Source organism: Bowmanella pacifica, from assembly GCF_014645355.1.
GTDB lineage: Bacteria > Pseudomonadota > Gammaproteobacteria > Enterobacterales > Alteromonadaceae > Bowmanella > Bowmanella pacifica.
Map to the genome: position 1 here is coordinate 282,893 of NZ_BMLS01000005.1, position 22,083 is coordinate 304,975.

The window sequence follows — 22,083 nt, forward strand, 5'->3', positions numbered from 1 at the left end:
CTGGGGTTTTCCTATGTATTTTCTGTTGCCGCTGCTGGCTGTATTGATTTGGTCGGTAAATGTGATTGTTAGCAAACTGTCTGCGGCCAGTATTGATCCTGCGGCCATTTCCTTTTATCGCTGGTTCCTGGCGCTGCTGGTATTAACCCCTTTTGTGCTGCCTGGGGTACCGCGCCGTTGGCAGGCAGTGCGTGCCCACTGGTGGCAACTCATGGTGCTGGCGTCGCTGGGTATGGCGCTGTACCAAAGCCTGGCGTACTACGCGGCGCATACAGTAAGTGCGTCTTTTATGGGCATTATCGCCTCGGTGATCCCTTTGCTGACCATAGTGCTAAGTGTGCCGCTGCTGTCACACCGGCCCACTCTTGGCATTGTGATGGGCAGTTTGTTGTCTTTTGCCGGTTTGCTGTGGCTGGTCAGCGGCGGCCAGCCCTACAGCTTAATCAGCCATGGTATTGAAGCCGGGGAGTGGATGATGCTAGTGGCGGCGGTTTCTTATGCCCTTTATGGGGTGCTGCTTAAGCGCTGGCCGATTGATCTGGGTACCTGGCAATCCTTGTATATGCAGATTTTTATCGGCGTATTGTTGCTGCTGCCTAACTTCTTAATGGTTGAGGGAAGCCAGTTAACGGCTCATAACCTTGGCCTGATTGCCTTTGCCGGTATTCCGGCCTCGGTGTTCGCGCCTTATTTGTGGATCCTGGCGGTTAAACACCTGGGCGCTGGCACTGCTTCGGTGTTTATGAATCTTGCGCCGGTTTTTACTGTGGCCATTGCGGTGCTGTTCCTCGATGAACAGTTGCAGGCGTATCATCTAATTGGTGGGGGCGTTACTTTGTTGGGGGTCTTGTTATCGCAGTATGTGCGCATTCCGCTGGGCGGGCGTGAGAAACAGGAAGCCACGTAGCCTATACAGTTTTGGGGCAAGAGCCCATCACCACGAATTTGATTATGGGATGGGTTGTAAAGAGCCAGCCTCAACCATGTAGCAACAGGTCGATTTGCACGAGAGACTGCACCAGTTGACGAAAGGGAACAACGTTCCCGTGCTGGGGGTGAATCCATGGAAATTGGTTTATCAGCAAGAGGAATATTGTGCATTCATTGATGACACTTTACGCAAGGGGATTTTCAAAGGCGTAAAGCTGTACCCTCCCATTGGCTATAGTCCTAGCGGCGTGGTCATGGAATACCTTGAATTGTCTTGGCGTATGACAATGACCCATACGCCAAAACAACAATGTAAAAGAGGCTTATTACGTTTGCTCGCATGATTCAGCCCTTAAATTATGGGTTGATCGAGTCAATGATCTATAGTGCGCTGTTTTTCGCGCTTGCGTATCAAGTACGATGCTATATAGAAAACTTAAAGGCATCTTCCTTTTTACATTTTTCGGGACAGCTTGATACGCACAATAGATGGCAAGTTCACTGATGCTATTTTCGACTGCCGGACTCGGTGGCTGAATCATATTTATTATAGATATCATGTGGTTATATGTATCTAAATTAACCCCTTTTTGCAAATTCATACCCTGATAGGCGATATGTTCTAAGTCGTCTCTGGTGCCGTTTTTGTTAGCGTCTACTCCTTCGACTGTGGCTATCGCCTGCTTTTTATCCGGGTGCGGCGGCAGCGTCACTACTTTCGCTAAATTGCCGATGTTCTTCATCGCCTTCTCAAGCGCTAATCCCGCTTCTTCTGGTGTCATTGGGATTACAGTAATAACTAATGAGTCCGAGCTGGTCGCGCCCTCATTATCCGTAACAGTCAGTTGTAAGGTGACTTGCTGCTCAGTGATGCCTTTTGGGGCGCGGAATGAGATTTCTGGACGACTTGGATTTTCGATAAATACCGTTTTTCCTGATGTCTGCTTCCAATCGTAACTCGCTATCGAACCGTCGCTGTCGGAACCACTGCCACTCAGTGTAATCTTTGATAGCTCTGTGACGGTTTGGTCTGGACCTGCACTGACTGACGGCACTTTGTTTTGCGAGTCTGAAAGTAATGGCTCGCTATTACCACCTGAAGCTCCTCCAGACGCAGTCATCAGGCCTGCCATTATGGCTACTGCAAGGTATTTTCTAACTCGTGGGGAAACATCAACCTTCCCTGTTTTATTACACATCTTCATTTCCTTTTACTGGGGGCAATTTTTAGCATTAGTTCCAAGCTGGTCTTACCCACGAAAAGTGGACATCCCTGTTAAGCGTAACGTCGTTCATATTCCATGGGACTCAGGTATCACAGTGCAGAATGCTGACGGACGCGGTTATAAAATATCTCAATGTATTCGAAGATACTGGAATTGATTTCCTGAATCGAGCTGAATTTTTCACGCTTTTAGAAAAGCGTTCTCTTCTTTTAAGTCAGCTAATTGGCGTTTAAGGGCTTTCACTTCGTCACTGTCATGGGTTTGAAACTGTATGCCCTTGAGGGTGCTGAACTGCTTGTCTTCTTGGTGGTTAAATAGCCACCTGTAAAAGGCTTGGAGCGATGACCTCCTTGTCTTATATAACGCGCCGTCCTTGGCGCGCCAGTCCCACCCGAGTGTCCTGCCGGTTGCCCCGCAGGCTTACTGACGCTTACTTGTTTTCTTTAATTTTTTGTAGCGCTTCTTGGCCAAGACCCAACACAATACTCGCTTGCGAGCTGTTTTGAAGTATTTTTTTGATAGATGTGCCATCCACATTTACAGAAAAGACATCATAAAAGCCATACACATTCTGAGAAGCGAAATACACTTTTGTGCCGTCTGGAGACCAAGATGGATCCCACTCCTCAATGTAATTACGGGTCAGTCGCTTGTTATTGGTTCCATCAAGATCCATGACATATACTTCCTGATTGCCATCTCTATTAGATAGATAAGCTATTTTCGTACCATCTGGGGAAATTTGAGGGGACATGTTATCCGTGTCGTCTTGAGTGAGTTGAATAATCTCGCTACCATCTAAATTGGCAATACTAATTTGGCTGGGGCTGGCTTTAGATTGATATAGTAATCGCCCATCGGGCATAAATTCTGGAGCACGACCTGCCAGATTTTTAATTTGGCGCTGTTCACTACCATCAGCATTCATTAACCAAATCTCTTCTTGCCAAACACCTTCCGTATTTTCATATTCTCTGGCAAACGCTATCGTCATTCCATCCAAAGACCAAGTGGGTGCACTATCCCATACATATTTTTTACTTGTTAGTCTTTTCAGATTGCGGCCAGTAATATCAACGGTGTGAATCGACCAAGTTTTAAAGTTATCGTATTTGCCGTAAAAGGCTACTTTGTCTCCTGATGGTGAGACAGCAGGATAGCCGTCACTTGACGTGGCTTTTACGATCTTTACTGGTGATTTACCATCTTGATCATTTAAGTAAATCGCTTTGCTATTACCGTCTTTAAAGCTATATACAATACCATACGAGTCTGTTGATGGTTCGCTATATGATTGAACTTCATGAGTAAAAAACAACATAATGCTGGAAAAACAAACCAGTTTTGAGATGCCATTTTTTTTAACTAGCATTACTCAGTCTCCCTTTTGTAGTTGTGTAGCTAATTGGAAGACTACAGAGGTCTGTATACCAAAAACATGATGTTTTATTGATTTTTCGCTGAATTCCACCTTTTTGTACCATCTTGCTGTAGCACGTCAATACCAGATGTATCATCTATCACCACAGCTGCCAGGGCGTGAGCGCGCTTTGTTAATTCCATTAACCAAAGAGTAATTCTGCTCGGATCAAGAGGGTCAGGTTGGATCAGGAGGGTCAGGTTCATTGATATTGGCGTCGCTGGGTATGGCGCTGTACCAAAGCCTGGCGTACTACGCAGCGCATACAGTAAGTGCTTCTTTTATTGGCATTATTGCCTCTGTGATCCCTTTACTGACCTTAGTGCTAAATGTGCCGCTGCTATCACACCGGCTCATCCTTGGCATTGTGATGGGCAGTTTGTTGTCTTTTGCCGGTATCCCGGCCTCGGTGTTCGCGCCTAATTTGTGGATCTTGGCGGTTAAACACCTGGGCGCTGGAACCGCTTCGGTGTTTATGAATCTTGCGCCGGTTTTTACCTTGGCTATCGCTGTATGTGTGCATTCCGCTGGGGGGGATAAACGGGAAGTGGAGTAGCCTATACAGTTTTGGGGCAAGAGCCCATTACCACGAAGATCAGAAGGACACGAAGAGGAGAAGGGGCTTTGGTGTCTAATACAGAGAGATAATAAATATAAGCTGGCGCTGACGGCCCTAAGCCTGCTGTTTGTTCACACGCGAAGCTCTTGCACATAGCTGCGTAATTACATAGCTTCAAGCCAATCGCCGTATAACAGCAATGCTACGAAACCAGTCTGTCTTTTCCCGGCATCCAATTTTTACAGCCTAAAAAACTCTTGCTAGGCAAATAGTTATAAACATGTTAAAAAATGGTTGCATAAATGTAGGGTAAAGCGCCGTGTTTAATACGGCGCTTTGCCGTCTAATAATATTGTTTAATTCAAATTAATTAGGGACAAGTTTTGAGCACGCATAGAACAGTTGAAGTTTTTGGTATTCACAAAAGAGTAGAGTCATACGTTGATCGAACAGCAGTAGATGATTTATTCAAGTTGGCATTACAATCCGAAAAACAAATTATTGTTTACGGGGCCTCTAAGCAAGGGAAGACTGCTCTTGTAACAAGGTATTGTAAAGAGGATGACCATATAACTTATCAATTAACACCTGATACGGACTTGATTGATATCTATCAGCATATAATTAGGTCTGCAGGTATAGGGCTTAGAACTGAATATACTCAAGGTCAAGGTCAAAAGGCTTCTTTAACTGTTAGGGCGAAAATCATTGCGTCATTTGCTATTTTTGGTAAAGGTGAAGCTGAAACAAATGTTGGTGGGGAGCAAACACGAACAAAAGAAGAAAAGTTTAAAGAAGTACCTTTTAATATTGGTCAACCTCAAGATATAGCTGAGTTGCTTGAAAAAGCTAGATTTAAAAAGCCAGTAATATTGGAGAATTTCCATTACCTTCCAGAGAGTGTGCAAAAGCGTTTTTCTTTTGATCTTAGGGCATTTCAAGAGCTTGGTGTTAGATTCATTATATTAGGGGTGTGGAGAGAAAGAAATAGGCTCCTGCAATTCAATGGAGACTTGTTAGATAGAGTTCAAGAAATCCCGGTTGAGCCATGGGAGGATGAAGACTTCATTCGAATAGTAAAAAAGGGTGAAGAGCTGCTTAACATTAAACTATCTGAAGTCTTGCTTAGAAAATGTATTCAGCTTTCTTTTTCAAGTGTTGGGGTTTTTCAAGATATGATAAAAGGTGTATGTCTTGCTGCAGATGTATCTCAAACAGGGAAAGAGAACATTCTAATAGATAATGTTAAAGCTTTAGATAAAATCGTGTATGAAAAAACAAATTCCTACGGTGATCGACATAAAAGATCGTTCGAATCTATTGCTTCTGCAACAAGAAAGACAAATGTTAATAGGCTGTATTATCACATAGTGGATATAGTTCTTGAAGGTGGTTTTCCTGCCATAGAACACGGTCTTCATTTAAATACTATTTATGAAAAACTACATAAAAGATCGAGAGGGAATGGAATAAAGACTAGAGAGGTGAAGAAAGCTTTAGCCAGCTTAAATAAAATTCAATCAGATAGGGATATCATGCCACCCATTCTATGCTTTGATGAAAACTCGCAACTGTTAACCATATCTGATTCAACCCTATACTTTTACCTAAAAAATGCAAAGCTTGACACCTTTAGAGAGCAGCTTTACCAATCATGTGGGAACAGAATATAGCAATCCGCTTAAATTCGGCCCGGCCGCAATTAAGTGTGGCCTCCACCGGACTCGCTAACGCTCGCCGTTTAGCGAGGCGCTGGGGAATCCCCTCATAATTCGGTTCTCCCCAACGAATGCACAAGTCAGGAATATTCCTGAAATGCCCAGCGAAATCGTTGCTAAGGAATGTGATCAACGGGTCAGGTTCCTTGATGGATCAAGGGGTCGTAGTTGTTGAAACAGTTTGAGAGAATTGGGCGGTGACAAGACCGTTATTGCAGTCAATCAACGCGATTGGCATAAAGCAGACATTAACCGACAACAACATCAATCAGTTGCTACCCCCTTAAGCGGCCCAAGCCGCTTTACCCCCCGCTTAAAATTCCCGGTCTGTTCAGGTTGCTGCTAAAAGGCGGGCAATTTGCTGGGAGTAAATTGAGTGGAAGACGCGTCGGGAACGTCGTTTTCACGACCGTCTTTTCGCAGTGACCTGGACTGACGTTGTTGGGAATCCGCGGGCGCGCTTTCTTTGCGTCTCGTTTCTTTACCGCGCAGTAAAGAAATGGGACTGGTGCACCAGGGATGGTGCGTCATATAAGACAAGGAGGTCATGTATTCAAGCCTTGCTATGGCGTCCTTCACGGTGAATACTGAAACTCAGTTTGGCTAAATCAATGCCATAGACATAGTTCAAATCAGACGTGGACAGTTCTCCTCATTGGTTGCCAAGTAATCGTGGCATTTCCCATATCATTCGTTAGGTAAAAATGAATCGATCAAATGATCTATTAAATAGAAAGCCATTATTGGTGCTGTTGGTTGGTTTCATAACTATTGCCGCTATAACAACTTTAATTCAGTACTCCTTTTTCACTGGCTTCAAGGTCGGTGTCACATATGGGAATGTAAAGACTATTACATTGGTTCCGGCCGGAGGATCTCGAACGTCGGTCCATTTGATATACGTGGCAAATGTAATGACTGAAGATGGTGAGGAAATCAGGGTGCATTGTGTTTCTTATTGCTCTCTAGGCCAGAGATTACAGATAAGTATTTACAAACCCCTTTGGGGAATGAAACGTAATTATGTTTTTGATGGCACATAACTGGTTAAGTCAGCGGAAAATGATTTAACTCACTAGTGCTTTTCTCTACTCAAAACATTAGGAAAAATGAATCATAAATTTATATTTACCGGCGGGCCCGGTGGGGGAAAAAACACGATTTTAAATGCCTTGGCGGAACGTGGGTATCGCGTTGTGCAAGAGTCGGCCCGTAGGATAATCTAAGCGCGTTGGCGGCTTTAAATTTGCCTTGGAGTTCAGCACTAAGACGCGTACAAGTGAGGGATAATGAAACTGGGTGTATTGGTTTTTGATGGTTTTGAGTTACTGGATGTTTTTGGCCCATTAGAAATGCTGGGGCAGCTTGGCGATGAGCTTTCAATTGACATTGTATCTGAAACCGTCGGCAGCGTGGCGTCTGCTCAGGGGCCGAGCATAAACGCTGTGGTGGGGTTCGACTCAGCACGTTACGACATCATCTTAGTGCCTGGAGGTAAAGGGACCAGAACAGAGGTAGACAACCCTGAGTTGATCGCTTGGATATCTCGCCAGGCGTCAAGCGCGAAATATATCACTGCCGTATGCACAGGGAGTGCTTTATTAGCCAGAGCCGGGGTGTTGGCGGGTAAAAGCGCGACCACCAATAAGTTGGCTTATCATTGGGTAGCGTCACAGCTTCCTACTGCCAATTGGGTAGCCAAAGCGCGCTGGGTGCAAGACGGTCATATTTTTACATCGGCAGGCGTGTCGGCGGGTATTGATATGTCGCTGGCCTTAATCGCCCATATCTGGGGGCAGGATAGGGCAGAGAAAATCGCGGATTACTGCGAATATGTGTGGAATTCAGATCCAGATAACGACATGTTCTCAGCGAAATACAACTTACCCTAAAGCCATTACTATCGGCAGCTGTTACACCGTTAAAAGCTTCGGCCATTAAGCGGTTTAATGTTTACTTTACATACGTAGACGTAAAAGGCGGGCAACGCACTGGGAGCAAGCAGAAAAAGCAGGAATAACCGGGAGGAAGCGGTATAACGAACAGACTTACTGAAAGGCAGTGCGCAAAATCAAAAGGGGTTAAGCGCCTGACACCTAACCCCTCACACTTTACTATTTAACTTCTTCCCCAGCAGCCTGGCGATCAGCATGGTAGCTGGAGCGCACCATCGGGCCGCAGGCGGCGTGGCTAAAGCCTAGCTCGTAGGCGGTGTCACGCAGGGCGTCGAACTCATCCGGGTGGACATAACGTTTCACCGGGTAGTGGTGACGGCTGGGTTGCAGATACTGGCCTAAAGTCAGCATATCTACGTTATGTTCACGCAGGTCTTTTAGCACTTCGGCCATTTCCTGCTGGTCTTCACCCATACCCATCATCAGACCTGACTTGGTCATAATCTCGGGGTGCTGTTCCTTAAATTTACGCAGCAGCTCCAGTGACCATTTGTAGTTAGCGCCGGGGCGGCACTCACGGTACAAACGCGGAATGGTTTCCAGGTTGTGGTTAAACACATCCGGTACGCCTTTTTTAAAGATTTCCAGCGCGGTATCCATACGGCCGCGGAAGTCCGGTACCAGCACTTCAATTTTGGTGCTGGGGCTGTGCTTGCGAATGGCATTAATACAGTCAACAAAATGCTGGGCGCCACCGTCACGCAGATCGTCACGGTCTACCGAGGTGATGACCACGTATTTCAGCTTCATTTCGGCAATCGTAGTGGCCAGCTTTTCCGGCTCTTCGGCACTTGGCGGCAGCGGCTTACCATGGGCCACATCGCAGAACGGGCAGCGGCGGGTACAAATGTCGCCGAGGATCATAAAAGTGGCGGTGCCGTGGGTAAAACACTCGGACAGGTTTGGGCAGCTGGCTTCTTCACACACCGAGTGCAGGTTGTTCTTACGCATAATGCTTTTAATGCGGTCGATACCTTCGGTACTGGAGGGCAGCTTGATTTTGATCCAGTCGGGTTTACGCAGCATCTGTTCCCGCTCGGTGGGGATGATGGTGACAGGAATATGTTTCATCTTGTCTTCGTCGCGCAGTTTTACTCCTGCTTCGACACGTACTGCTTTAGTCATCAAAACCTTCCCGATAGTCAGTCTGTTCGATATGAATAAGTCGGCAAAATGCCTGACTTAATAGCTTGCCAGCTTCTGGCAGGTTGTCGGGCCCGCCGAGTTGGGCGGAGTGTATCATTTCCAGCCCGGCATAGCCGCATGGATTTATACGCTGAAAAGGCGACAGATCCATATTGATATTTAGCGCCAGCCCATGAAATGAGCAACCTTTGCGAATACGCAAACCTACCGAGCAGATTTTGCGCCCGTCCACGTATACGCCAGGGGCGTCGGCCTTGGGGTAAGCGTCAATGCCATAAGGTTTGAGCATGTCTACCACGCACTGCTCAAGGGCGGTGACCAGCTCTCGCACACCCACTGTCAGGCGTTTAATATTCAGCAGAATATACATCATTTGCTGACCTGGGCCATGGTAGGTAACCTGGCCGCCACGGTCTACTTTAACCACCGGAATATCACCGGGGGCCAGCACATGTTCTTCTTTACCGGCCTGGCCCTGGGTAAACACCGGGTTGTGCTCCACCAACCAGATTTCATCTGGGGTGTCGGCGCTGCGCTGGTCGGTAAATGCCTGCATGGCGTGCCAAATAGGGGCGTAATCTTGTCTGCCCAGCTGGCGGATAATTAGCGGTTGTTCACTCACGGTTTACAGCACCACGCGAACAAGTTCCAGTTTACCCAGTTCGATATAAACGGACTCCATATGCTCCTTGCTGGTCACGCGCACATCAATAGATACCGAATGGTAATTGCCCTTGGTGCTGGGGCGGATACTGGGGTTGTAGTTATCCGGGGCCAGTTGCTGCAGACAGGCTACCACGTCTTCGGGCAGGCGCTCATGGGCCAGACCGAGTACTTTAAAGGTTTGGTAGCAGGGGAACTCCAGCAGTTCATCAAAACGGGTTTCCATTAAAGGCTCCAATCAAATCGCAATGGCCTGTAAATGGTGACGCCCAGAGGCTTTATCAAGCCTTGGTCAGCCATTACAGGGAGAGGGGACGAATTATACCGAAAAGCGCGGGATTGGCACAGCCTGGCAAGTTCGCTTGACGATGGGATTGTCAGCTTTGGCTGCCAATCAGCAGGCTTGAACTTTAGTGATGAGGAAACAGTTGAATTGTTACCACGAAGGGTGCGAAGCACACAAAGGGGGAGCCGTCACCATTTTAGAGACGGCCTTTTACTTCGTGTTCTTAGTGTCCTTCGTGGTGAGTAAAAAATGCCAATTAAACCGCGAAGAGCACGAAGTACACGAAGGGTTATAGGACGAATCGTTTCAGCCCACTTTTGAGTTTTACAACGTTGAAGTTTATCAATAGGCCTGTCGCTATGTTAGCCAATCTCATGTAGGTAAGTAATTGAGCTTTGTGAATCTCCTTAACCACTTCAACGCTTTTAAGCTCGAGGATAAGCTTGTTGCATACCAACATATCGACTCTATAGCCACAATCGAGGCAAAAGCCTTTGTATTCGACTGGTAATTGATGTTGAAGCTTGAATTCTATGCTGTTTAAACGCAGCTCGTGAGCTAAGCATTGCTCATAGGTAGATTCAAGCAAGCCAGGTCCGAGCTCTTTGTGCACTTCTATTGCGCAACCAATCACTTTGTTGGAGAGCGTTTCGAATTCCATTTTCGGTGTTCCTTTTTGGCTTAGTATCTACACATCGGTAATTCACGCTCTAACATCCACAAGGAGCAGGATGCAGGTGGTGGATTTTTTTGGATGTCTTTTACTTCGTGTTCTTAGTGTCCTTCGTGGTGAGTAAAAAATGCCAATTAAACCGCGAATAGCACGAAGCACACGAAGGCCAGAAGTTATCTTCACGCCGACTCATCTCATCTTAGTATTCTCTGTGCCATTCGCGGTGAAATTAATCCGCAACCAATCAACAACGGTGGCAGAGGTAGTTGTCGGGCATAAAGTGCTCGCTGCTGGCTTCCTGAATATAAGGCCGGTAGCTCACCGGGTAGGGCGTTTGTAAAAATGACCCGGCAGTTGGATAAGGATAGAGTTCATCCAGTCTGGCTACGCGCTGCTGATCAATACGTCGCTGTACATGACTGCGATTCACCAGAGAGGGGCTGGTAAGCCCTGCTGACGAGGCAATATCTACTGCGGCATGCACGGTTTCTTTATGAAAACGGGCCACACGTTGCCCCTTGTCCTGCACATCCAGTCCTTTCACCAGTTTGGGATTTTGCGTGGTAATGCCGGTAGGGCAGCGGTTGGTGTTACATTCCAGTGAGTGCACGCAGCCCAGAGCCAGCATCATGCCTCGGGCGCTGTTACAAAGATCAGCCCCCATAGCCAGATTGCGTACCAGATGAAAGGCGGAAAACACCTTGCCGGAGGCAATAATACGAATGTCTTCACGCAGGTTAAAGCCAATCAGGCAATCTTCCACAAAGGCTATGGCGTCACGCAGCGGCATACCCACAGAGTTGCTGTATTCCAGCGGCGCCGCACCCGTACCGCCTTCACCGCCGTCGACGGTAATAAAATCTGCATAAATACCGGTTTCTACCATGGCTTTGCACAGGCCGATAAATTCACTCTGGCGGCCAATACAGAGTTTAAAGCCAACAGGTTTACCACCAGAACGTTCTCGCAACACGCGGATAAAATGCATCATCTCTATAGGCGTGGAAAAGGCGGTGTGGGCCGAAGGGGAAATCACATCGGTATGCGCTTGTACATGGCGGATACGGGCGATTTCATCGGTGTTTTTACTGGCCGGTAATATCCCGCCATGACCGGGCTTTGCCCCCTGGCTTAGCTTAATCTCTATCATTTTGACATTGGCCTGGGCGGCTTTTTCAGCAAAAGTGTCGGCGCAGAAGTTACCTTCACCGTCGCGACAGCCGAAATAACCGGTCCCAATTTGCCAGACCAAATCGCCCCCATGTTCCAGGTGATAGTCGGAAATACCGCCTTCGCCGGTGTTATGGTAACAATTGCCGATTTTCGCCCCTTTGTTCAGCGCCCTGACCGCATTGTTACTGAGTGCGCCAAAGCTCATGGCGGAAATATTCAGCAGACTGGCAGCATAGGGCTGCAGACAGTCTTTGCCGCCGATCTGAATACGAGGCGAGGCATCCAGTTCATGAATATTATGCGCGGCAATAGAGTGGCTGATCCATTCATAGCCGCTTTCATAGGTGTTGACCTTAGTGCCATAGGGCAGGGTATCCAGATCGCCTTTGGCACGCTGATAAACAATGCTGCGAAACATGCGATTAATAGGCGTGCCGTCCAGATCCGACTCAATCAGATACTGGCGGGCAAAGGGTCTGAAGGTTTCCATCAGCCAGCGGCCGCGGCCAATCAGCGGAAAGTTGCGGCGTATGCTGTGCTCGGTTTGCAGCATATCGCGCAGGCCAATGGCAAAGGTAATCGCAAGGGGGATCAACAACCAGGCCCACCAGTTCCAGGTGCGGGATAACAGGAGTAAGGCTATAGCCAATAACAGATGGGCGATCACAAAAGCGGTACGCATGGTCTTTCCGTCAAAAAGCGTTTTGACCAGCTTAAACGGCAATGGCTGCGGATGCCAATGACTTATGGGTCAGTAACCTTGATACAGGGCAAGGAAAGTGTTTTCGATGCCGCCAAGGATGGCGGAAGTGCAGAAAATGCAGGGAACACCATAGCGTATGGAACGCTATGGAACAGCTTTAGCTGGCCTGCGTAGCAGGTAAGGTACAGGGACGTAGCTTATAATTTTTCTGCCCGTTCATCCATGAACATAAAAGCCCGCGCGAGGCGGGCTTTGGAAAGTAATGGGGAAATTACTTGGCCAGGGCGTCGCTATGTACACCGCGCATGGCACGACCCGATGGGTCAGCATTGTTGGTGAAGCTTTCATCCCAGGCCAGGGCTTCTACCGTAGAGCAGGCGATGGACTTGCCACTTGGTACGCAGCGTGCTGCGCTTTCCTGCGGGAAGAAGCTTTCAAAGATAGTGCGGAACAGATAGCCTTCTTTGGTATCCGGGGTATTTACCGGGAAACGGAACTCGGCAGTCTGCATTTGCTTGTCAGTGACCTGACTGGCGGCAAAGTCTTTGACTGAGTCAATCCAGGAGTAGCCTACACCGTCACTGAACTGCTCTTTCTGACGCCATAAGACTTCGGCAGGCAGGTATTCATTGTTATCAAAGGCGGCGCGCAGCACATGTTTTTCCATCTTGCCGTTACCGCACATTTTATCTTTTGGATTGAGGCGCATGGCCACGTCCATAAATTCCTTATCCAGGAAAGGCACGCGGGCTTCCACACCCCAGGCAGAAGTCGATTTGTTAGCGCGTAGACAGTCAAACATATGCAGGCGGTCCAGCTTACGCACGGTTTCCTCGTGGAATTCCTTGGCGTTTGGCGCTTTATGGAAGTACAGGTAACCACCGAAAATTTCATCGGAACCTTCACCTGAGAGTACCATTTTGATGCCCATGGCTTTGATCTTACGAGACATCAGGCTCATAGGGGTGGCGGCACGAATGGTCGTCACATCATAGGTTTCCAGGTGGTAGATAACATCTTTGATGGCATCTAACCCTTCCTGAATGGTGAAGTGAATTTCATGGTGTACGGTCCCAATCATATCGGCAACCTTGCGGGCTGCAATCAGATCGGGCGCACCTTCCAGGCCTACCGCAAAGGAGTGCAGACGTGGCCACCAGGCTTGGGTTTGATCGTCATCTTCCACGCGCTTAGCGGCATATTTAGCAGCAATAGCCGATACCAGAGAGGAGTCCAGTCCACCGGACAGCAATACCGCGTAGGGTACGTCTGACATCAGATGGCTTTTTACTGACTTTTCAAAAGCGTTTTTCAAGTCTTCCAGGCTGGTGTGGTTGTCCTTGATGTTTTCATAGTCCATCCAGTCGCGCTGATAGTACTTAACCAAATCACCGGTTTTGCTCCACAGGTAGTGCCCTGGGGGGAATTCTTTGACGGTTTTACAAACCGGCGTTAAGGCTTTCATTTCAGAGGCAACATAGAAGTTACCATGCTCATCAAAGCCGGTGTAAAGCGGAATAATACCGATATGGTCACGGGCGATAAGGTAAGCGTCCTCTGCTTCGTCATACAGAATAAAGGCGAACATACCTTGCAGGTCGTCTACAAAGTTCACGCCCTTTTGCTGATACAAAGGCAGAATCACTTCACAGTCAGACTTGGTTTTAAATTCATAGGGGGTTTCTAACCCTGCTTCCAACTGCTTGTGGTTATAAATTTCACCGTTTACGGCCAGGATCTGCTGATTATTATTCGAGATGAGCGGCTGCGCGCCATTATCAAGGTCAACGATGGCCAGACGTTCGTGGCAGAGGATGGCATTATTATTATTCCAAATCCCTGACCAGTCTGGGCCGCGGTGGCGCAATAACTTGGAAAGCTCCAGTGACTTGGAGCGTAGCTCGGTGACATCCGTCTTGATGTCGAGAATACCGAATATACCGCACATAAAAAGAGGTCTCTCCTGGTTAAACAGATTGGTGCCGCACCCCATGGAACGGCAGATTTTGGGCACATCCTCGCCCTGGCTGCAAACTTCCGTTTTGCCGGTTTTGTTACTAAAACGTGAAAAAACAGGGTGTTAGTAAAAAACTTTTGCTGAAAGCCGACTTTTTGAGAAATAAAGCTTTCGTCCTCACGACTGTGCCAGTCTCAGCAAAAAATGCAAGATGATTCTGTAATAAACTTTCTTATAAAGGCATAAACGCTGTGCAATGCCTCCCACAGGGCGAGGGAGCGGGTTGCTCCCTTTAACTCGGTGAGAAGTTAAGCCTGTTTTAACGGGATTTTGTCGCTATCTACTACGCTAACGCTGACATCAATGCCCTGGCGCACGCTTTGAGTGACCACACAGAAGTTCTCAAACTGGTCTAAAGCCCGTTCCAGATGGGGGATGGCTTGTGCGCTATTACCCAGTTGTAACTGTACGTCCAGTTTACCAATTCGCCATCTGCCGTCCTGACGCTCTAATGCGCCGCTTACTGTGGCCGTCACTTTTCCGGGCTCCTCTTTGAATTTGCGAATCGCAAACAGCAAACTGGCTGCCAGGCAGTTCGCTACCGAGGCGGCAAGTAAACGCGAGGGATTGGGGCCATCGCCTTCACCTAACGGGGCGGGTTCATCGGTAAAGGCTTGCCCGAATTCGCCAAAATCCACTTCAAATTTATAACCTTGTAATAAGGTAAGAGAGACAGAAAATTCATGCTGTTCAGCCATGATCTACTCCGTTATCTGATGGTCTTATAGACTGCCTTGGATGAAACTTTATACTAAGGCAGTGACTACTCTGAGGGAAACAACGGATGCAAAAATTAACCCGAACACTTGTCTTGCCGGTCATATCCAGTCTGTGCCTAATAACCTATAGCGCCAAGGCCGAGCCGCAGGCAGCGCTGAACGAGCAGGCACTGCAAGCCGAAGCTAAGGCCAGAATTGCGCAGTTTGGCAGCACGCTGAAAGGCACCCTAAAACAGGCTATTCAAAGCGGCGGCTTGGTCAAAGGTATTGAAGTATGCCGAGATGAAGCACCACGTATTGCCGAGACTTATTCTACCGATGGTTGGAAGGTTGGGCGCACCAGCCATAAGGTGCGCAATCCCGACAATCAGCCAGATAGCTGGGAACTGGAACAAATTAACCGTTTTCAAAAGGCGATGAGCGGTGGTCAGGCAGCGGCATCGCTTATGGTCACTCAGTTGCAAAACGACCGCTTTCGTTTGGCCAAACCCATAGTCACCGAAGGGCTGTGCCTGGCCTGTCATGGTTCACAAATAGCCGACGACGTGCAGGCGGTACTGGGGGAACATTATCCCCAGGATCTGGCAACCGGTTTTAGCGCAGGGGAACTGCGCGGTATCTTTAGTGTGGAAAAATCGTTGCCCTAGTGGCTAAATCTATCCGCCTGGTTATTTTACAGCCGGGCAAATCTCCTCTTTACTTAAGGCCTGTCCACTTTGTCAGGCCTTTTGCATTTTTGCCCTTAGCCTATTGGAGGGAACCCCTTAGCGGCCTGGCGGTCAGATTTAAGAAGGATCTTTAATCTTTAAAATAGATTGAGTTGTTTGTATTAATTTTGTTTTTTAGATGATGAGGCGCTGCTAAGGTTTATCTATCTGAGATGAAACGTGTTCATCCAACTTTGCAATATGAAGAGGAATCAGACATGGAAAAACATACCCCGTCTTCCAATGGCCAGTGCCCGTTTATGCATGGTGGCAATACGTCGGCTGGCAGCAGTAATACCGCCTGGTGGCCGAATTCGCTGAATCTGGACATCCTGCATCAGCATGACCACAAAACCAATCCTATGGATGCCGATTTCAACTATGCCGAGGCGTTCAGTAAGCTTGATTTCGCCGCGGTTAAAGCCGATTTACATGCCCTGATGACCGACAGCAAAGGCTGGTGGCCAGCTGACTGGGGACATTATGGCGGTCTGATGATCCGTATGGCCTGGCATGCGGCCGGTTCCTATCGTATTGCTGATGGTCGCGGTGGCGGCGGCACCGGCAATCAGCGTTTTGCGCCGCTGAACAGCTGGCCAGATAACGGCAACCTGGACAAGGCCAGACGTTTGCTGTGGCCGGTGAAGAAAAAGTACGGTAACAGTTTATCCTGGGCGGATCTGATTATTCTGGCCGGTAATGTGGCCTATGAGTCTATGGGCCTGAAAACCTTCGGTTTTGCAGGCGGACGTGAAGATATCTGGCATCCGGAAAAAGACACCTACTGGGGCTCGGAAAAAGAATGGTTGGCCCCATCAGGCGGTGAAAACAGCCGTTACAGTGGTGAACGTGACCTGGAAAATCCCCTGGCTGCGGTGATGATGGGCCTTATTTATGTGAACCCTGAAGGGGTGGACGGTAATCCCGATCCACTGAAAACCGCACAGGATATGCGTGTCACTTTTGCCCGTATGGCCATGAACGATGAAGAAACCGTGGCACTGACCGCCGGCGGTCATACTGTGGGTAAAGCGCACGGAAACGGTGATGCCGCTAACCTGGGGCCGGCACCGGAAGGGGCGGATATTCAGGAACAAGGTATGGGTTGGATGAACCACAAGTCCCGAGGTGTGGGCCGTGATACGGTGACCAGTGGTATTGAAGGTGCCTGGACTACTCATCCGACCCAGTGGGACAACGGCTATTTTGAAATGCTGTTCAATCATGAATGGGAACTGGTGAAAAGCCCGGCAGGTGCTTGGCAATGGGAGCCGGTCAGTATTCGCGATGAAGATAAGCCAGTCGATGTAGAAGATGCGTCGATTCGCTGCAACCCTATGATGACCGATGCGGATATGGCCCTGAAAATGGACCCCGAATATCGCAAGATAGCCGAAAGATTCCGTGCCGATCCGGCTTACTTTGATGAGGTGTTTGCCCGTGCCTGGTTTAAGTTGACGCACCGTGATTTAGGCCCCAAAAGCCGTTATCTGGGCCCTGAGGTTCCGGCGGAAGACCTGATTTGGCAGGATCCCATTCCTAAAGCCAATTACAGCCTAAGCCAGGCTGAGGTGGAAATGCTCAAAGCCAATATCCTCTCCAGTGGCCTGACAACAGGTGAACTGGTGGCAACGGCCTGGGACAGCGCCCGTACCTTCAGAGGCTCTGACTATCGTGGCGGTGCCAATGGCGCCAGAATCCGTCTGGCACCTCAGAAAGACTGGGAGGGCAATGAGCCAGCCAGGTTGGAGAAAGTACTCAATGTGCTGGAAGAGATTCAAAGCGGTTTTGCCAAGCCGGTCAGTATTGCCGATTTAATCGTGTTGGGTGGTAGCGCCGCCATTGAAAAAGCCGCGCGCGACGCTGGTGTTAGTATTAGCGTGCCTTTTGCGCCAGGCCGTGGTGATGCCACACAAGAGATGACAGATGTGGAGTCCTTTGCGGTACTGGAACCGCTGCATGATGCGTTTCGTAACTATCAGAAACAGCATTATTCGGTACAGCCGGAAGAAATGATGTTGGATCGCGCTCAACTGATGGGCTTAACTGCCCATGAAATGACCGCGCTGATAGGGGGAATGCGGGTGCTGGGTACTAACTTTGGCGGTAGCGCTCATGGTGTGTTTACCGACCGGGTAGGGGTACTGAGTAACGACTTTTTCGTTAACCTGACGGACATGGACTATAGCTGGGTACCCACGGGGCGTAATTCTTATGACATTAAATTGCGCAGTAGCGGCGAGGTGAAATGGACGGCGACCCGGGTGGATCTGGTGTTCGGCTCTAATGCCATCCTGCGGGCTTACGCTGAAGTCTATGCCCAGGATGACAACCGAGAGAAGTTTGTCCGCGACTTTGTCAATGCCTGGACTAAGGTGATGAACGCCGACAGGTTTGATTTGAAGTAATTAGATTTGAAGTAATCAATAAGAAGCGCCGGACAACCGGCGCTTTTTTTATTGTCTTAATCATTGTTGCTTATCAATGTGCTGATCTAGCAGCTTGCATTGATAGGTGTGCAGGTTGTCAATTGTGGGGGCGCAGCTGATGGACGGAGAACAACACTGTCAGGCCGAGGTAAAGTAAGCTGGCACTGGCGAGCAAGATACGGTTTATGGTCGGAGAATAGAGAACAGCGGCGGCCATTGTGACGGGGGTATGAGAACAATGGGCAGAGACTAGTTAAAAAATATGACAGATTTATTAAAGTGTTGCAGAACAATGGGACGAAGTTTGCCCGAAGTGGCGTAGTGGCTGCTATGATCGGCGCACCGCCGCATGCATCTTAGCCTTCACGAATATAGCGCGCGTGGGACAGATATAAAGCGTCTTCCAGTTGTTCCAGCCCTAGTTGTAACTTGTCCCTGTTTTCAACCACCACACTGACACAGATAAAGTTGATATCTGCCGGGGCTTCCGGGGTGAGACTGATGTGCAGATTACTAATGGCCTGCTTTAATGCTCGGCGTCGTTCATCACTGGCTGCGGGGGCAAAAACCATCAGTTGCTCGCTACTCCAGTGTCCTAACAGTTCAGTGGGCTGAAGTAGGCTGCTAACCTGTTGCATGATCTTTTCTTGTAATTCATCTCCCATGGACAAGCCGTAATTCATGGTGGCCTGACGTAAGCCTAAGGCATCTACCATCACCAGGGTGAGGGGGAAATCACTGTCGCGCAGCTTGCCTAACAGCAGTCTGTCCAGCGCCCGACGATTCGGATAGCCGGTGATACTGTGACGCAAGGATTGCTCTTCGCTGAGATTGGATAAGGTTTGCACGTCCCGCCAGCGGCGGATGGAGAAAAAGAATAGCGCAAGAATAAGATAAACGCCGCTGGGCACTAATTCATCCAACTCCCAATGCTCATAGCGGCGAGAGGCGTGATAAATCATCTCCAGCATGTCAAACCTACCGAGCAGAACAAATACCGCCAGGGTAGATATGGCAACAAACAACATATCCATATAGGAGCGCCGTCTGATACGTGCCTTGAGCTTTTCCAGGATCACGACTACTACCTCAGTGTCATTTGTGAAGTCCTATCACTGAAGGGGACACTGGCTTCATGCCATGTGCTGGAAGATGAGTGGCCGGTTGTAGTCCAACCGGCCGGTACCCATTAGTTTTTACGTTGGAACTCGCTGGTTGGCGACCACTTAGGCCAGTCCTTGCTTTCGGCAATATCAAAACCGACTTCAAAGAACATGCGGGTGTCTTGTTCAACGCCACCAAAGTCCCAGCTTTCGCGGAACTGGTCACATACCTGGTGGTAGCAACCACGAGTGATCACTTGAGTACGTTTGCGGTAGGTTGCGGTGTTTTCATCCCAGCTATCTACGCCACCTTTGGCATACAGGGCGGGAACGCCTTTTTTAGCCAGGCTGAAGTGATCTGAGCGATAGTAGTAACCGGCTTCCGGTCTGTCTTCCTGGGTCAGATAACGTCCCTGGCCTTTGGCGGCTTTTTCCAGGTAAGTCTCTAGTTCAGACTTGCCTTTACCGACGACGGCTACGTCTTTAGTACGACCCAGAATATTCATGGCGTCCATATTCAGGTTAGCCACGGTTTTGTTCAACGGAATAACCGGGTGCTCGGCATAGTAAGCTGAGCCCAGCAATCCTTGCTCTTCGGCAGTGACTGCCAGGAAGGTAATAGAACGCTCAGGGGCTTGTTTTAAGGTGGTAAAGGCTTCAGCCATTTCCAGCAGCGCAGCGGTGCCGGTGGCGTTGTCGTGGGCGCCATTATAGATATGGTCGCCGTTGAGGCTTTCATCTTTACCTAAATGATCCCAGTGGGCGGTATAAATAATATGCTCATCAGGCTGGGTGCGACCGGGCAGGGTAGCAATCACGTTGCTGCTGGTGGAACGCTTAAGTGTGCTCTTAACGGTAACCGATGTGGTGACACCTAAAGGCTGAGCGATGGGGCCCTGCTGCGCCTTGGCTTTCATTTCTGCGAAGTTCATACCGGCTTCGGCGAAAAGGGCCTTAGCGGCATCCAGGTCTATCCAACCTTCAACGGCAACCCGACCTGCGTTACCGTCTGCACTGGCCAGACTGTACTGTGGGCCGCTCCAGCTGTTACCTACTACTGACCAACCGTAAGAGGCAGGTTCTGTTTCATGAATAATCAAGGCACCTGCAGCGCCTTGGCGGCTGGCTTCTTCGTATTTGTAAGTCCAGCGGCCATAATAGGTCATGGTTTTACCCTGGAACTTGCCGCTGTCTGGGTTTTCAAACCCCGGGTCGTTAACCAGAATCACCACGGTTTTACCTTTTACGTCCAGGCCTTCGTAATCGTTCCAGTCATACTCAGGGGCGTTAACGCCATAGCCGACAAACACCAGCTCTGAGTTGTCTAACGACACGCTTTCCTGCTCACGTTTGGTAGCAACCACCATGTTCTCTTTATACTTCAGAGTCTGGTTGCCCAGTTGCAGGGTAACATTGGGATTGGCGGTGATTTCCAGCAGGTTTACCGACTGCAAATAGCTGTCACCGTTACCGGGCTTGAGGCCCAAACGCTTAAATTCACTGACCAGATAATCGACGGTCTTTTCTTCGCCCAGAGTGGTGGGCAGGCGGCCTTCAAATTCGTCAGATGCCAGGGTTTTGGTATGCTGGGCCAGTTCGGCAGCGGTGATGCTGTCATAGGCCGTGGAGAAATTATTTGTAGTCGTTGAGGTGGATGTACAACCAAGCGCCAGGAAGAGTGGTGCAATAGCTACAGCCAATAGGTTTTTTTTCATTATCATCTCGTTTTGCATCACGTAAAATTCGGCTCAAGTATAGGTAAATCCAAGGATCAAGACTAGTCAGCCCATGTTGGACAACCGCCCAAAACCCGTTCACCTTGCGACCAGTGGCAAGAAAAATGCGACCACTGCCAGGCGATTTGCCCCTAATCTTCCCCAGGACTGGTCGGCAGAGGTATTTAATTGCCCTCCTTTTTCCTGGCTGGGGCAGTTATTTGATCTGAACAGCTTGGCTGGTTGGCCGGATTATCTGTGGTTGAACACGGATAAATCATTGCCAGTCAGCTTTGTACCTCAACAGCACTTAGACGAGCAGTCCCTTTGTTACGAGTCTTTTATCTCGCGTTATCAACAAGTGCCGACTCGTCCAAATAACTGGCATGATTTGTTTAATGCCCTGATATGGAAGCAGTTCCCCCGCAGTAAAGCGGCTTTAAATCGTTTGCATATGCGTGATATTGAAACCGAGGGAACAAGCCGGCGTACACCGAGACGCAACCGTATTACCCATTTCGATGAATGTGGCGTATTGCTGGTTTATACAACCGATACCATCCCCAATCTGTTGAGGCAGCACAGCTGGCAGCAGGCCTTTGTGGCCCATCGAAGCGAATGGGGGCAAGGAATACAAGCCCTGATATTCGGTCATGCCAATTACGAAATGCTGCTCAATCCTTATATTGGACTCACGGGCAAATGGCTGGGGATTGAGGTGCCAAAAGACTATTTTTGCTGGGATAAGAAGCTGCAGCTTGCCTATGTTGATGAAGAACTGCTGGCGCGTGTGGAAGAACAAGATTGCCTGGCGGAGCGGGGCGCGTTGTCGCCTTTGCCCTTGTTAGGGGTGCCTGGCTGGTGGGCTGATAACGAGGTGCCGTCATTCTATGACAATCAGGATTACTTTATGCCGAAAAGAAAATGAAAAAAATCTGTTA

Annotated in this window: 19 protein-coding genes and 1 pseudogene; 8 read left to right on the forward strand and 12 right to left on the reverse strand. The window is 48.8% G+C overall.

Annotated features, from left to right (window positions below; all coding sequences use genetic code 11):
* Positions 1 to 13 precede the first annotated feature (13 nt).
* Positions 14 to 907: a DMT family transporter gene (locus IEX02_RS15735; protein ID WP_188697266.1), complete on the forward strand. Its 894-nt coding sequence runs from the start codon at positions 14 to 16 to the stop codon at positions 905 to 907.
* Positions 908 to 1,256: 349 nt separating this feature from the next.
* On the opposite strand, the gene IEX02_RS15740 is transcribed toward IEX02_RS15735, so the two are convergent.
* The 3 genes and pseudogenes from IEX02_RS15740 to IEX02_RS15750 all read right to left on the reverse strand — a co-directional run bounded on the left by IEX02_RS15740 (position 1,257) and on the right by IEX02_RS15750 (position 3,528).
* Entirely contained in the window at positions 1,257 to 2,129 is an 873-nt protein-coding gene (locus tag IEX02_RS15740; protein ID WP_188697269.1) for a PKD domain-containing protein, read from the reverse strand.
* Positions 2,130 to 2,245: 116 nt separating this feature from the next.
* A pseudogene (locus tag IEX02_RS20500) lies at positions 2,246 to 2,326 on the reverse strand (hypothetical protein); the annotation flags it as partial.
* Between the two features lie 260 nt (positions 2,327 to 2,586).
* Complete coding sequence (locus IEX02_RS15750; RefSeq protein ID WP_188697272.1) at positions 2,587 to 3,528, reverse strand: TolB family protein; 942 nt, start codon at positions 3,526 to 3,528, stop codon at positions 2,587 to 2,589.
* Between the two features lie 253 nt (positions 3,529 to 3,781).
* Here IEX02_RS15750 and IEX02_RS15755 point away from each other — a divergent pair, with 253 nt between their 5' ends.
* The 4 genes from IEX02_RS15755 (at position 3,782) to IEX02_RS15770 (ending at position 7,745) form a co-directional block, all read left to right on the forward strand.
* Complete coding sequence (locus IEX02_RS15755; RefSeq protein WP_229702246.1) at positions 3,782 to 4,132, forward strand: EamA family transporter; 351 nt, start codon at positions 3,782 to 3,784, stop codon at positions 4,130 to 4,132.
* Positions 4,133 to 4,518: 386 nt separating this feature from the next.
* Positions 4,519 to 5,808 carry a hypothetical protein gene (locus IEX02_RS15760; protein WP_188697274.1) on the forward strand — a complete coding sequence of 430 codons (1,290 nt, stop codon included), beginning with the start codon at positions 4,519 to 4,521 and terminating at the stop codon, positions 5,806 to 5,808.
* Between the two features lie 1,154 nt (positions 5,809 to 6,962).
* Entirely contained in the window at positions 6,963 to 7,079 is a 117-nt protein-coding gene (locus tag IEX02_RS20615; protein WP_188697277.1) for an AAA family ATPase, read from the forward strand.
* 63 nt (positions 7,080 to 7,142) lie between these two features.
* Positions 7,143 to 7,745, forward strand: coding sequence for a DJ-1/PfpI family protein (locus IEX02_RS15770; RefSeq protein WP_188697280.1), 603 nt, complete (start codon positions 7,143 to 7,145; stop codon positions 7,743 to 7,745).
* A gap of 222 nt (positions 7,746 to 7,967) precedes the next feature.
* Here the strand turns inward: IEX02_RS15770 and lipA are convergent, their stop codons facing one another.
* The 7 genes from lipA to IEX02_RS15805 all read right to left on the reverse strand — a co-directional run bounded on the left by lipA (position 7,968) and on the right by IEX02_RS15805 (position 15,167).
* Positions 7,968 to 8,933, reverse strand: coding sequence for a lipoyl synthase (gene lipA / locus IEX02_RS15775; RefSeq protein ID WP_188697282.1), 966 nt, complete (start codon positions 8,931 to 8,933; stop codon positions 7,968 to 7,970).
* Positions 8,926 to 9,510 carry a lipoyl(octanoyl) transferase LipB gene (gene lipB, locus IEX02_RS15780; protein ID WP_373285028.1) on the reverse strand — a complete coding sequence of 195 codons (585 nt, stop codon included), beginning with the start codon at positions 9,508 to 9,510 and terminating at the stop codon, positions 8,926 to 8,928. The genes lipA and lipB overlap by 8 nt, the downstream gene beginning before the upstream one ends.
* Positions 9,511 to 9,579: 69 nt before the next feature.
* The gene (gene ybeD / locus IEX02_RS15785) at positions 9,580 to 9,843 is read right to left on the reverse strand and encodes a DUF493 family protein YbeD (protein WP_188697288.1); all 264 of its coding nucleotides are present in this window, start codon (positions 9,841 to 9,843) and stop codon (positions 9,580 to 9,582) included.
* A 349-nt stretch (positions 9,844 to 10,192) separates the two neighbouring features.
* Complete coding sequence (locus tag IEX02_RS15790; RefSeq protein WP_188697291.1) at positions 10,193 to 10,564, reverse strand: GxxExxY protein; 372 nt, start codon at positions 10,562 to 10,564, stop codon at positions 10,193 to 10,195.
* A gap of 256 nt (positions 10,565 to 10,820) precedes the next feature.
* A complete protein-coding gene (locus IEX02_RS15795; protein ID WP_188697294.1) occupies positions 10,821 to 12,431 on the reverse strand; it encodes an FMN-binding glutamate synthase family protein in 1,611 nt (536 codons plus the stop codon).
* A 292-nt stretch (positions 12,432 to 12,723) separates the two neighbouring features.
* A complete protein-coding gene (asnB, locus tag IEX02_RS15800) occupies positions 12,724 to 14,400 on the reverse strand; it encodes an asparagine synthase B (protein ID WP_188697393.1) in 1,677 nt (558 codons plus the stop codon).
* 317 nt (positions 14,401 to 14,717) lie between these two features.
* Entirely contained in the window at positions 14,718 to 15,167 is a 450-nt protein-coding gene (locus IEX02_RS15805; protein ID WP_188697296.1) for an OsmC family protein, read from the reverse strand.
* Between the two features lie 86 nt (positions 15,168 to 15,253).
* Between IEX02_RS15805 and IEX02_RS15810 the strand changes: the two genes are divergently transcribed.
* Positions 15,254 to 15,835, forward strand: coding sequence for a Tll0287-like domain-containing protein (locus tag IEX02_RS15810; protein WP_188697298.1), 582 nt, complete (start codon positions 15,254 to 15,256; stop codon positions 15,833 to 15,835).
* A gap of 278 nt (positions 15,836 to 16,113) precedes the next feature.
* Positions 16,114 to 18,303 (forward strand): catalase/peroxidase HPI, encoded by a 2,190-nt coding sequence (katG, locus tag IEX02_RS15815; protein WP_188697302.1) that lies wholly within the window; start codon positions 16,114 to 16,116, stop codon positions 18,301 to 18,303.
* A gap of 377 nt (positions 18,304 to 18,680) precedes the next feature.
* On the opposite strand, the gene IEX02_RS15820 is transcribed toward katG, so the two are convergent.
* Together IEX02_RS15820 and IEX02_RS15825 are read right to left on the reverse strand one after the other, a co-directional pair.
* The gene (locus tag IEX02_RS15820) at positions 18,681 to 19,403 is read right to left on the reverse strand and encodes a diguanylate cyclase domain-containing protein (protein ID WP_188697305.1); all 723 of its coding nucleotides are present in this window, start codon (positions 19,401 to 19,403) and stop codon (positions 18,681 to 18,683) included.
* 110 nt (positions 19,404 to 19,513) lie between these two features.
* Positions 19,514 to 21,142: a M28 family metallopeptidase gene (locus IEX02_RS15825; RefSeq protein WP_229702247.1), complete on the reverse strand. Its 1,629-nt coding sequence runs from the start codon at positions 21,140 to 21,142 to the stop codon at positions 19,514 to 19,516.
* Positions 21,143 to 21,215: 73 nt separating this feature from the next.
* Here IEX02_RS15825 and IEX02_RS15830 point away from each other — a divergent pair, with 73 nt between their 5' ends.
* Positions 21,216 to 22,070: a DUF3025 domain-containing protein gene (locus IEX02_RS15830; RefSeq protein WP_188697311.1), complete on the forward strand. Its 855-nt coding sequence runs from the start codon at positions 21,216 to 21,218 to the stop codon at positions 22,068 to 22,070.
* Positions 22,071 to 22,083: the final 13 nt, after the last annotated feature.

Coding starts and splice junctions, on each gene's coding strand:
- IEX02_RS15735 (WP_188697266.1), top strand. CDS start 14: ATGTATTTTCTGTTGCCGCTGCTGGCTGTATTGATTTGGTCGGTAAAT.
- IEX02_RS15740 (WP_188697269.1), bottom strand. CDS start 2,129: ATGTGTAATAAAACAGGGAAGGTTGATGTTTCCCCACGAGTTAGAAAA.
- IEX02_RS15750 (WP_188697272.1), bottom strand. CDS start 3,528: ATGCTAGTTAAAAAAAATGGCATCTCAAAACTGGTTTGTTTTTCCAGC.
- IEX02_RS20615 (WP_188697277.1), top strand. CDS start 6,963: ATGAATCATAAATTTATATTTACCGGCGGGCCCGGTGGGGGAAAAAAC.
- IEX02_RS15770 (WP_188697280.1), top strand. CDS start 7,143: ATGAAACTGGGTGTATTGGTTTTTGATGGTTTTGAGTTACTGGATGTT.
- lipA (WP_188697282.1), bottom strand. CDS start 8,933: ATGACTAAAGCAGTACGTGTCGAAGCAGGAGTAAAACTGCGCGACGAA.
- lipB (WP_373285028.1), bottom strand. CDS start 9,510: ATGCAGGCATTTACCGACCAGCGCAGCGCCGACACCCCAGATGAAATC.
- ybeD (WP_188697288.1), bottom strand. CDS start 9,843: ATGGAAACCCGTTTTGATGAACTGCTGGAGTTCCCCTGCTACCAAACC.
- IEX02_RS15790 (WP_188697291.1), bottom strand. CDS start 10,564: ATGGAATTCGAAACGCTCTCCAACAAAGTGATTGGTTGCGCAATAGAA.
- IEX02_RS15795 (WP_188697294.1), bottom strand. CDS start 12,431: ATGCGTACCGCTTTTGTGATCGCCCATCTGTTATTGGCTATAGCCTTA.
- asnB (WP_188697393.1), bottom strand. CDS start 14,400: ATGTGCGGTATATTCGGTATTCTCGACATCAAGACGGATGTCACCGAG.
- IEX02_RS15805 (WP_188697296.1), bottom strand. CDS start 15,167: ATGGCTGAACAGCATGAATTTTCTGTCTCTCTTACCTTATTACAAGGT.
- IEX02_RS15810 (WP_188697298.1), top strand. CDS start 15,254: ATGCAAAAATTAACCCGAACACTTGTCTTGCCGGTCATATCCAGTCTG.
- katG (WP_188697302.1), top strand. CDS start 16,114: ATGGAAAAACATACCCCGTCTTCCAATGGCCAGTGCCCGTTTATGCAT.
- IEX02_RS15825 (WP_229702247.1), bottom strand. CDS start 21,142: ATGAAAAAAAACCTATTGGCTGTAGCTATTGCACCACTCTTCCTGGCG.
- IEX02_RS15830 (WP_188697311.1), top strand. CDS start 21,216: ATGTTGGACAACCGCCCAAAACCCGTTCACCTTGCGACCAGTGGCAAG.